Source organism: Sphingobacterium sp. B16(2022) (assembly GCF_012030425.1).
Lineage (GTDB): Bacteria > Bacteroidota > Bacteroidia > Sphingobacteriales > Sphingobacteriaceae > Sphingobacterium > Sphingobacterium anhuiense.
Genome location: NZ_JAAUVN010000002.1, coordinates 1,087,447 through 1,099,225 on the forward strand (window position 1 = coordinate 1,087,447; position 11,779 = coordinate 1,099,225).

Consider the following 11,779-nt stretch of genomic DNA (forward strand, 5'->3'; position numbering starts at 1 on the left):
AATATCAGGGTGCTGCTGTGGGCCGTTTCACCGTAATATAGGATTTACCTAAAGATGCTGGATGGAATGAAATGGGGAATATGTGCGTTAGGAATTATAAAAAAAGCAACGTTTAATACTATTAAACGCTGCTTTTGTGTGTCCCCGAAGGGAGTCGAACCCATATCAACAGAACCGGAATCTGCAATTTTATCCATTAAACTACAGGGACATGCTAGCAAAGATATACTATTTCATGAAAAATGAAAATAGCTAAATGCAATCTCTTGCCAACATCCTCATCTTTAGTCAATAAGATTTAAAGTTACATTTACTGAAATGTCTGGAGTACCGCCACCAATGCTTTGGTAGCTTGAATTGTTCCAGTCTGCTGCGGTAACCTTCGTTTTATTTAGACCGTGCATCAAGACAATTTTCATTGGAATAGCACTTGCTTTGTCTAATACTTTCCAGTTGCTTTTTAAACCTACCTGTTGATCTAAATACGTAAAGGTGATCTGCTCCTTTGTAGGGCCTACGAAGAAAAACTGATGCTCATCGGCATCGTCAGAAATTTCCTGTTGTACCTCATGTCCATCAAAATCTTTTAATTTGATATCTAAATCATAGTTGCCTTTTTTTAAGTTTAACGACTGTGGTTTTGTATCGGTAGCATCGATGATAACTTCGACTTTGGCATTTGTTGTTTTTTCTGTAAAACTTAAAGTCATGGTTTTCATTTCTTCATTATCATGTTCGTGGACAGGATCGTCTTTTTTACATGAGTTGAAAAGGAGAACTGCTGCGATCAGTACTAATTTGCTGGTGTTAATGATTTTTTTCATGATAGCTGTATTTGTTATGATTAGAATGTGTAATTAATTGTCAACTGTATATTTCGGCCTACACCATGACTGTAATAACGGAATAGATCTGTGTAAGATTTGTAGGTGCTATTGAATATGTTTTCTACCAAAAGGCGAGTTTGCAATTTATTGTTGCCAATAAGAGAGCCTAAACTAATGGAACCATTGATAAGCTGATACGCCGATGGTGCGGGGGCCATCTCCATACTTGCTGTTGTTAAAAACTGTTTGGCATAGATTTCTTGACCTAAGGCAAATTTCACGTCATGCATCCAGTTCGTCTTGCCCTTTGTTGTAAAAGCGATTTCATGTGTATACGATAGGGGCGGAATAAGAGGCAGATAGTTTTTTTCATCTAGGTTACGGGCGTAGATAAATGAGGTGTTTGCACTGTAATCTAAATGTTCACTGATGGCATATTTTCCCTGTACATCAATTCCGGCCAATAATGCATTGTTTTGACTATACTGCCAGATCGGAAATGTACCTGAAAGATTTTGTACGTATTCTTCGGTCGGTTTTACGTAAATGTAATTATTGATGTAGTTAGCATAGATGTCAATGTTTAAGAAATTTTTCTGCTCATGGATATTTAAACTGGTGATCCACTTTAATCCTTTCTCTGCTTTTAATGCTGCATCTCCTCTTTCATAGCGTGCTGTACTTTGGTGTACGTTTTGGCTGTACAGTTCTTGTGCAGATGGAGCTCTCCAGGCAAGTCCTAAGTTTGATTTAAGAGTCATATGGTTGTCGACAGTATAGGATAAACCGAGGTTGGTCGACAAGTTATGAAACTGATTGTCGCCACCATAAGCTTTACCATAAAAGTCATACCCTGCAGCATCGAAATTCTTAAAATCATAACGAGCTCCTAATTCGTAGGCCAATCGGTCTTTTTGCCATTGATATATACCGTATGCTCCGATATTAAAGGCATTGTAATTAGGAATTAATGGGGTATTAAAAGTCCCAGCAATATTATTGTTAACTTGTGTCTGCCCCTGAAGGCCTGTGATAAATTTTTGATTTAAGCCCTCAATAGTATAAGATGCATCAAGTGCATGTGTCCGTAAAACCATATCCATGCTTGGAATTGCGCTACGGCCTGCACGTCTTTTATCATATTCCTGGCGGTGGTTATTCTGGTAAGCATATTTTATGGATAAGGTTTTAGCATCGCTCAAGCGCTGGCTGTAAGCAAACTGAAATACCTCGTGTTTAACCTCTTGACGGGGAGCATCAATATGGTATGAGAATCCGAAGAGTTCGCTGGGATACGGTCTCCCATAGGCTAGACGTTCCTGAAAAGAGGTAATATCGCCGATATGAGTAGAAGATAAAATGCCCGCTTCATTGTGATATTGTTTATAGGAAGCTTCAAAATTAGCGTCTTTGTATTGATAATTTACTGCCGCATTTAGGTTGTAAATGCGCTGCCCGGTATTGTTCAGATAATAATCGGGAGTTTTTCGATTACCACTTTTGCTATAGTTTCCATTGAAAGACCATTTCAGTCCTGATATGGGAGTGATGCCCTCCAGGTTTAATGCGCTTTGCATACCTCTGCCGTTTGTGAAACCGTTTAGACTGACTTGCCCGCTAAGGCTATCAATTTTATTCCAGGGCTTAGTGGAAAGCAGAATTGCTCCACCTAATGCTTCACCACCATAACGTAAGCTTTCTGCTCCCTTTACGACTGTAATCGCATTCGCTGCGTACACATCAATTTCTGGTGCATGGTCATTACCCCATTGCTGACTTTCGAGTTTCATACCATCATTAAGTATCGCCAAGCGATTGCCGTAAAGACCGTTAATAATGGGCTTATTGATGGTAGATCCGGTCTGCAGGAGATGGACTCCGGAGATGTTTTTTAAAACTTCTGCTAGCGAACGGTTTCTATTTTCAGTTAAAGCTGTCGCATTGACCTGTTGTGCAATCTGTGTTTTGGCGGCAACCTGATAACCGTAAACCTGTGTCTCAGCGAGTCTCTTAACATCTTTTTTTAGTCTTATCAGTACGGGACGGTCATTTTTCACATAAGTAGTGTCATTTTCGTAGCCAACGAGTGAAGTCACTAATTTTATCGGGAAGTTCTGTTCAGTAATAAATTGAAATTCACCCGAAAAGTTGGAAGTTATCGCTTTCTTATGTCCTTCGTAGTGTAGGTTAGCTCCATGAATGGGACTGGTGTTTTCTAACGCTATGATCTTTCCGCTTATTTGTTTTTTTTGTGCAAATAGGCTGTACGAAGGCCATAATGAGATGAATACGGGTGCCAATATAGAGATGACGCTGAACTGTTTTGTCATGCTTAAATTAAATTACGCCTCAAAAATACAACATTGTTGCATTAAATTAAAATAATAATGCAACAATGTTGTATATAATTTAAAAAGTCATGGTTTATACCGCTTTATAATACAAATGGATTACCCTTTATTTTTTTTGAACCGTGGAGATTGGTCCAAATAATCAAAATGGTACAGGTATCAGCTAACGAATAAGTTAACTGTAAAAAATTAGGGTTGTGATTTTAGAGTTGTAAATATCCGATTAGGAACGGGGATGATATTGGGTAATCACGCTCTGTAGATAATCGCGGTCGATATGGGTGTAGATTTCTGTAGTTGTGATACTTTCGTGCCCCAGCATATCTTGTACGGCGCGTAAATCTGCCCCTCCTTCCACAAGATGAGAAGCAAAGCTATGTCTAAAAGTGTGCGGGCTAATGTTTTTTTGAAGACCAATTTTTGTAGCCAGCTCTTTTATGACAATGAATACCATAACACGAGATAAAGCAGCTCCACGCTTATTTAGAAAAACAAAATCTTCCTGCCCCGACTTGACTTTAATGTGCGGTCGGACTTCATTGATATAAATTTTCAAGTATTTAATGGCTTGGCTCCCGATTGGAATCAGACGTTCTTTATTACCCTTTCCTTCAACTTTGATAAATTCTACGTCTAAGTAAAGATTTGATAGTTTAAGACCTACCAGCTCCGAGACTCGAAGTCCACATCCATACAACACTTCCAGAATTGTTTTGTTGCGCATACCTTCGGGAGTTGATAAGTCGATGGCATTGATAAGTTGATCGATTTCTTGGATGTTAAGCACACTAGGTATCTTTCGTGCAATTCGAGGGGCTTGAATTAATTCGACTGGATTATTTTCCCAATCGTATTCCAAGAGTAGGAAATTATAAAATGTTTTAAGTCCTGACAATAGGCGTGACTGCGTGAAGGGAGAAATACCGAATCCATTTATCCAGATCAGGAAGCGCTGTATATCCTTACTGGTTATTTGTTGCAATGTCAATTTATTTTCTTCACTGTATACTTCCAGTTTGGAAACATCATTGAGGTAAGCTTCAATAGAATTATCGGACAGACCGCGTTCAAATTTCAAAAAACGGCCGAATTCTCGTTTTAAAAGCAACCAATTATTTTCTTCCTTCATGCATAACAAAAATACAATAGATTAATTGTACTTTCGAACATTAATTTTATAAAACAACTAAATTAAAAACTTAAGGTAAATCAAAAACATGAGATTTATTAAACCAATTGCATTAACATTTTTGTTGCCAACTCTTTATTGTACAGCCCCTAGTACTGCGGCAACATCACTTCGTGCTGAAGCGAGAGCAATTTTAGCACAAGACACCGTTAGTTGGAATCAAAAACTTCCTTTTGACAATGAGGTGCTTACAGGTAAACTTAAAAATGGTTTCACTTACTACATCCGTCGGAATGTAGAACCAGAAAAAAGGGTTACGATGTATTTAGCAAACAAAGTAGGTTCTATATTAGAAACAGATGACCAATTAGGCTTGGCTCACTTTTTAGAACACATGAACTTTAATGGTCTAAAACACTTTCCTAAAAACGAGTTGGTCAATTACCTACAAAAAGCTGGTGTTCGTTTTGGCTCCGATTTGAATGCTTATACCGGATTTGATGAAACGGTTTATCAGTTGCCCATTCCATCTGATGATCCTGAACTGTTGAAAAATGGTTTACAGGTGATGCGCGACTGGGCACAAGATGCATTGCTTGCTGATGATGAGATTGATAAAGAACGCGGTATTGTGATGCAGGAAATGCGTGGCGGACGTGGTGTAGGTCAACGTTTGCAGGATCAATATTTTCCAATTGTTTTAAATGGATCTCGCTATTCTAAACGTTTACCGATCGGAACAGAAAAAATTATTACAACTTTCAAACCGGAGACGATCCGGAAATTTCATCAAGACTGGTACAGACCGGACTTACAGTCTATCATCATTGTTGGTGATATCGACGTGAAAGATATGGAAGCTCGAGTTAAAGCCTTATTTTCGGATTTAAAAGCTCCTGCTAAAAAGCTGGAACGTACCAAGTATAATGTTGATTTATTGAATAAAAATCAATTTATTGCCATTACAGATCCTGAACTTCCTTATACAGTTGCTCAGATTATGATCAAAAGTAAAGAAGAGAAAACAGTAACCGTAAAAGATTATCGCAAACAGTTACTGATTTCGGCATTTAACTCGATCGTTGCCGATCGTTTTTCTGAAATCATGCAACAGGCAGATGCTCCTTTTATGCAAGCTGGAGGCAGTATATCTGGTTTCATTGCCGGATTAGATGTGTTTTCGTTGATGGTAGTTCCTAAACCAAACCAATTGGAAGTAGGATTTAAAAAGATGATGACAGAATTTGAGCGCATCCAAAAATTTGGATTTACACAGTCTGAATTAGATAGAGCCATCATTTCAATGAATAAAGGTAATGAGACTGCTTATATAGAAAAGAGCAAGAAAAAATCGGATAGTTATGTAGGTCGTTATTTGAATAACTTCTTAAAAGATGATGCCGCATTAAGTAACGATGATAGTTATAAAATAACAAAACAGCTATTACCAACATTGACCTTGAAAGAAGTAAATGCACTGATTTCAAAATATTATACAGATCTGAACCGTGATATCATCATCATGGGGCCGGAGAAAGATAAAGCTACTTTACCTGCTGAACAAACAGTCAATAATTGGATAAAGGAAGTGGAGTCTCAGAACTTAACAGCTTATGAGGATAAGGTTTCCAAATTGCCATTATTATCGAAGGAACCTGTTAAAGGATCTGTTGTTTCCAATAAGGAATTAAAAGAGATCAATGTAAAAGAATTGACTTTAAGCAATGGTGTCAAAGTGATCTTGAAACCTACCAATTTCAAGAATGATGAAATACGTATCTCAGCTTTTAGTCCAGGTGGTTCTTCCTTATATCCAGATGCAGATTATTATTCAGCGAGTAATGCTGCGGGTCTAGTGGATGCGAGTGGTGTTGGTCAATTGAATAATGTTGAATTGCAAAAGTATCTCACAGGTAAAAATATCGGGATCACACCGTATATTTCAGAAAGATATGAAGGAATCTATGGAAGTTCGGACAAAGAAGGTTTAAAAAATGCTTTTGAATTGATTTATGGCTATTTTACTGAACCTCGTCTGGATCAGGATGTTTACCAAAGTATCATCGCCCGTTCTGTAGGAAGTTTAGAAAATAGAGATAGTGATCCGTCAAATGTTTTCTCCGATAAAGTGAAAGAAACGCTTTATGGGGATAATATCCGCAGAAAAAATGCAACTGCCGATTTAGTGAAAACGATTGACAAAGATCGAGCTTTTCAAATTTATAAAGAGCGATTTGCTGATGCTTCGGACTTCACCTTTACCATCGTAGGTTCTTTTACTGAAGAAGAAATTAAACCTTATTTAGAAAATTACTTAGCGGCCTTGCCGAATCTTGGACGTAAAGAATCTTATAAAGATTTAGGTATAGTAGAACCAGCTCAAGGAAAACGTGTTGTTGTTCATAAAGGGAAAGAGGATAAAGCTTCTGTACAATTAGCTTATTATGGTGATTATACTTATTCGGAGAGCGAAAATATCAATATGGAAGCCTTAGAAAGTATCTTGACCATTAAATTATTAGAACGTCTTCGTGAAGCCGAAAGCGGGGTTTACAGTGTGGGCGCTTCTGCTAATTACGGCAAGTTGCCACGTCAACGCTATAGTTTTGGTATCGGCTTTGGCACGGCTCCGGATAAAGTGGATGTGCTGATAAAATCTGCTGTAGATGAAGTCTCTAAAATTAAGAAAAGTGGACCTGTAAAAGAGGATATTGATAAATTTGTTATTGAACAAAAGCGTCAATTAGAGCTACAGCTTAAAGAGAATGGATTTTGGGTTAGCTATCTATCAGGATCTTATCAAAATCAAGAGGATGTAACGGAAATCTTGAGAAAATTAGATGACCTGAGTAAAGTGTCTGTAGAAAGTGTAAAAGCTGTCGCTGATAAATATTTAAAAGAAGACCGCATGTTTGAATTTATTTTGTTACCAGATGCAAAATAGATCTTAAAGTCTAAAAAAGAAAGCTCCTGAATACTATTCAGGAGCTTTTTTTATGTCATATGACGCTGATGATCAGCATCTATTTTATCTTTTTGAAGTTATAGAATTCTTCTAATTCTCCTTTAATTTCTTTACCTTCCATATCTAATTTCTTCATCATACCTTCACCGACTTTATATTTGCTTTCGCCATCTTTCTCCTTTAAAATAATCGAGCCGCCGTCTGGAGTCCATGTGAACGTACCAGTTTCTTTAAAAGGTCCACCTTTTTCAAGATACTGTTCTGATTTTTCAAAAGTTCCATCCATATTTAAGGTTAAGATAACATGAATGCCCGAACAGTCTGCACATGGAAGAGTTCCTTCGTAGGTTCCAGCCCAATCAACAGAGTTTTGTGTATTATGCTCATCGTGAAATGCCGTATCTTGTTTAGTAGCAACTGTACTGCTGTCTTGTGCTTTTTTTTCTTTTGTTGGTGTTGAATTTTGGCAAGATGTAAATGAAGCAGTAATTACGAATAAGCCTATGAAGATTTTTTTCATTATAATATGTTTTATTTCTAAAAACGTGATGTGTTAATGTATGTACTTTTGCAATTTTTGTATTGTTTTAAGAGCTAAAACAATACTGTTCGTTTATAGTTTTTGTAATATACTTAAAAATGCAAAATATAACTATTTCTTTTCAGAGTGACCTAAATCTTTATCCGGGTTAATGTGATCTCTTATCAACTGTTTTAATTCCTTTATTTCAGGAAACCTTCCCATTTCTTTACGGTCAAATATGGGTTGATGATCGATTGAAATGGAGTATTTACCCGGTATTTCACTCGGTATCAGTAAGACACCATGAATATCTTCTGTAAAAGTACTTAAAATTTCTTGCGCCATATAGGCAGCGCGTAACATCCAGTTACATTTCGGACAGTATTCAACTGAAATTGTAGGTTTTGATATATCCATCTTTCTATATAGCTTATATGGCGAATATAAGGGATTTATTTTTATATTCTTAAACTGTACTATTACTATTTACTGTGCAGCAATACGGATAATTGTCGTGTTTGTCAGCCAATTTTGAATGAAGTCATGGCAAGAGATCCTCCTATAGAGTTGTCGTTAAACAGCAGTAAATCATCTTGTCTATCTTTTAGTGCCAGGCTGTAGATCATGGGAAGATAATGTTCCGGTGTCGGAATAGCTAAATCAAATGCTTTTCCCTGATTCCGGAAGTCGATCAAAGCTTTGTGATTACCATCTAAAATGTAATTTTTCATTTTTTCTTTTGCTTCCTGAGCCCAGTCCCATGCAAATCCCGCCTCATTTAATTTATCCCAGGCTACCATACGTAGGTTGTGGACCATATTGCCACTGCCTATTATCAATACACCTTTATGACGTAAGGAAGCTAATTCCTGTGCTAATTCATAATGGTAAGACGCAGGTTGCGTATAATCGATACTCATTTGAATAACCGGAACCTCAGCATCTGGGTATAGATGCTTGACAACAGACCATGCCCCGTGGTCAAGACCCCATTTATCATCCAATAATACATCAGTTTTTGTGATGATTCTTTTTGTTTCCTGTGCAAGTTCAGGGCTTCCGGGAGCTGGATACTGTACATCAAATAATGCTTGAGGAAATCCGCCAAAATCATGAATTGTCGGAGGATTATCCATTGCAGTAACGAATGTACCACGCGTTTCCCAGTGCGCTGAAATAACTAATATTGCTTTTGGTTTTTGAAAAGTCTTACCGATATTTCGGAATCCGTCCACAAATTCATTTTCTTCGATCGCATTCATAGGACTTCCATGTCCCAAAAATAACACGGGAAACTTCTCGGTTGCTTCAAAATTTTTAGATAAGTTGCGTAAGGAGTTTACTTTTAAAGCAGCTCCTGTTAAAGGTAATACAGCCATAGCGGTTATAAATTTTTTTCGATTCATGCTATTAACTCCTGATGATATATTATTGTTGACAGCTTTTTAATAGTTAAACAAATATCGGAAGTATAATAGGAGGATAGGTATTGTTTTTTGGTAATAATGTTGTACTATTTGGAAATGATCGCTTTTATATCAGTCCTAAATTCTGTAGGCGTCTGCCCCGACTTTCGCTTAAAAACATTTGTAAAGTAGGCTTTATCACTGTATCCTAATTCAAATCCAATTTCCGAAATTGTTTTATCGGTATTCATCAACAAATTTTTAGCTTCTATCAATTTTCTGGTTTCAATAATTTCGGAAACACTTTGCTGTAATATTTGATGACAGATTATATTAAGACCACGTGCACTCATAAAGAGTTTTTCCGCATAAAAATTTACGGATTCTGGGCGACGATAATTTTCTTCTAATATGGTTAAAAAGTTTTTAAATGTTGTACTAGAAGTCGATGAATAGGGTAGGCCTTCTGGAAACTGTTTCCGATATTCGGATTCGATCATCGTAAATAAGGTGCTTAATAATTGTCGGACGATACCCAAATCACTTTGTGTTTCGTGCATTTCATCGGCTATCATTTGAGCTATATGAACTATTCTTTGAAAACAAGCGGATGGAGTGATCCTAAATGTAGCTTGGTCATGAAAATGATTGTACAGTTGAAAAGTCGTTTCGGCAATAAATTCACTTTTGAATCGCAATACCCAAAATAGACATTTTCTTGCTTTTAGCTTAGGTTTTACGCGATGTGTTTTTCCTTTGGTAACAAAACTTATAAATGGTGCTGCATAAGTTTCGGATTTAAAATCAATAAAATGTTCTAATTCTCCTTCAATACCAATAATTAACTCTTCGAAATCATGGTGATGAACATTATTTTCGCTTTGGGCGATGCGGTTTGCTTCAGCTACATCGACTTGATATATTTTGAAAATTTCCATCAAAACTTTTTTGATTTCTTGTTGATTTTAAAGTTATAAAAAAAATGCAAAACCTTTGTTATATATCGGTTTATTTCACTTTTGTGTATTAGGCATAGTGGTCTTCAATACCATGATAGTGAGTATGTGAAAAATCAGCTTTATAGTAAGCAAGAGATGGGCGAGGTGCTTACAGCAATTGGACCTAATAATAGGGATTGGATTTGTGTTCGTCAGTATAATGATAAAGCAGCTCTTTAAACCAATTGAATCTGGAGAAAACTGCTGTTGTTAGCAGGGTGATACCATATTATAAGCAAGTAGGAATCTTGTTCGCATATAATGGAGGTATAACAGGGGGATAAGAGGGGGTTTATAGGGGGTTTCTAGAGGTAAACCCCTAGAAACCCCCTATAAACCCTCAGTAATCTCTATATAAATCCCATCTTAAATAATAATCAGTTCCCTGTCAGTTCCGGATCAGGTTATAATATGCCTTATTCCGGAGTATCTGTACGGAGGGGAGCTGGCTATAGTAAAACACCCCGACTTCTCTGGACCCCTTTTGTAGTATATAGTAATATAGTATAAAGTAAAGATGTCGGCCCTGCGGAAAACATGAGGAGACATGGATCACCTTATCAGTAATAGTAATAGTAATAGTAATAGTAATAGTAATAGTGTCGATGATTCCGCTGTACTGAAAAAGATATAATTTCCACTTGGCTATTCCGTAAAAGCATACTGCATCCATAAAAGACGGCCCAGGACGAACAATCCGCCCGCTACCCCTTTTTTATAGTTTAAAGCCAGGATTGTCCGTTTCTCAGGTCCTGTAATAGGCCATAGGTAAATTTATCGGTCAGGTTATAAGCTATTTACCGGTTCACGGCAAACTATTTCCGGAAAAGATTAGGAAGTGATTATAAAAAGTCGCTATCTTTGCACCACTCCGCAAGGGAGGAACGGCTGATCCGAAAGGTGAGGCACTGAAAAAAGAAGGGTTTAATTCAGGTTAAACGCAGAAACAGCAGGAAAACAAAAAAAATAAATTTTCACATTTATTTTGGAGAAACCAAAAAGATTTCTACCTTTGCAGTCCCAACGGAAACGAAGGGAAACAGAATTAAGATCGATAACGGCGCAATGCCGACATCATACAGGCCGAAGCGAGATGCGGAAGCGAGAGAAGTTCTTTAAAAATATAATCATGTAACGTAACGAGTAGTGTTGAGAAACAACGAAAGTTAAAAAAATCAACCTGTTCAATTTTAGAATTAGAAATTAAAATACAAGACAATTCTATTTATTATAAATAGTCTTGATCTTACACTTCATTTTACAATGGAGAGTTTGATCCTGGCTCAGGATGAACGCTAGCGGCAGGCCTAATACATGCAAGTCGGACGGGATTCAGGGAGTAGCTTGCTACGAACTGATGAGAGTGGCGCACGGGTGCGTAACGCGTGAGCAACCTACCCATATCAGGGGGATAGCCTCTCGAAAGAGAGATTAACACCGCATAACATCATTTACCGGCATCGGTTTTTGATCAAATATTTATAGGATATGGATGGGCTCGCGTGACATTAGCTAGTTGGAGAGGTAACGGCTCACCAAGGCTACGATGTCTAGGGGCTCTGAGAGGAGAATCCCCCACA

The 11,779-nt window shown here is 37.3% G+C and carries 8 protein-coding genes, 1 tRNA gene and 1 rRNA gene; 2 read left to right on the top strand and 8 right to left on the bottom strand.

Annotated elements, in window-relative coordinates:
• Nucleotides 1-139: 139 nt before the first annotated feature.
• The 4 genes from HCX49_RS14665 to xerD form a co-directional block, all read right to left on the bottom strand.
• Nucleotides 140-211, bottom strand: a tRNA-Arg gene (locus tag HCX49_RS14665).
• A gap of 73 nt (nucleotides 212-284) precedes the next feature.
• Nucleotides 285-824, bottom strand: coding sequence for a hypothetical protein (locus HCX49_RS14670; RefSeq protein ID WP_168127481.1), 540 nt, complete (start codon nucleotides 822-824; stop codon nucleotides 285-287).
• Between the two features lie 20 nt (nucleotides 825-844).
• The gene (locus tag HCX49_RS14675) at nucleotides 845-3,157 is read right to left on the bottom strand and encodes a TonB-dependent receptor (RefSeq protein WP_168127482.1); all 2,313 of its coding nucleotides are present in this window, start codon (nucleotides 3,155-3,157) and stop codon (nucleotides 845-847) included.
• A gap of 244 nt (nucleotides 3,158-3,401) precedes the next feature.
• Nucleotides 3,402-4,307: a site-specific tyrosine recombinase XerD gene (gene xerD, locus HCX49_RS14680; protein WP_021191774.1), complete on the bottom strand. Its 906-nt coding sequence runs from the start codon at nucleotides 4,305-4,307 to the stop codon at nucleotides 3,402-3,404.
• Nucleotides 4,308-4,395: 88 nt separating this feature from the next.
• Between xerD and HCX49_RS14685 the strand changes: the two genes are divergently transcribed.
• On the top strand, nucleotides 4,396-7,251 hold the full coding sequence (locus HCX49_RS14685) for a M16 family metallopeptidase (RefSeq protein WP_168127483.1): 2,856 nt from the start codon (nucleotides 4,396-4,398) through the stop codon (nucleotides 7,249-7,251).
• A gap of 79 nt (nucleotides 7,252-7,330) precedes the next feature.
• Here the strand turns inward: HCX49_RS14685 and HCX49_RS14690 are convergent, their stop codons facing one another.
• From HCX49_RS14690 to HCX49_RS14705, 4 genes are all read right to left on the bottom strand, one after another.
• On the bottom strand, nucleotides 7,331-7,792 hold the full coding sequence (locus HCX49_RS14690; RefSeq protein ID WP_168127484.1) for a copper resistance protein NlpE: 462 nt from the start codon (nucleotides 7,790-7,792) through the stop codon (nucleotides 7,331-7,333).
• Nucleotides 7,793-7,924: 132 nt separating this feature from the next.
• Nucleotides 7,925-8,212, bottom strand: coding sequence for a SelT/SelW/SelH family protein (locus HCX49_RS14695; protein ID WP_168127485.1), 288 nt, complete (start codon nucleotides 8,210-8,212; stop codon nucleotides 7,925-7,927).
• Nucleotides 8,213-8,316: 104 nt separating this feature from the next.
• Complete coding sequence (gene ygiD, locus HCX49_RS14700; RefSeq protein WP_168127486.1) at nucleotides 8,317-9,201, bottom strand: 4,5-DOPA dioxygenase extradiol; 885 nt, start codon at nucleotides 9,199-9,201, stop codon at nucleotides 8,317-8,319.
• 107 nt (nucleotides 9,202-9,308) lie between these two features.
• On the bottom strand, nucleotides 9,309-10,139 hold the full coding sequence (locus tag HCX49_RS14705) for a helix-turn-helix domain-containing protein (RefSeq protein WP_206368492.1): 831 nt from the start codon (nucleotides 10,137-10,139) through the stop codon (nucleotides 9,309-9,311).
• Between the two features lie 1,320 nt (nucleotides 10,140-11,459).
• Between HCX49_RS14705 and HCX49_RS14710 the strand changes: the two genes are divergently transcribed.
• Nucleotides 11,460-11,779, top strand: a 16S ribosomal RNA gene (locus HCX49_RS14710); the annotation flags it as partial.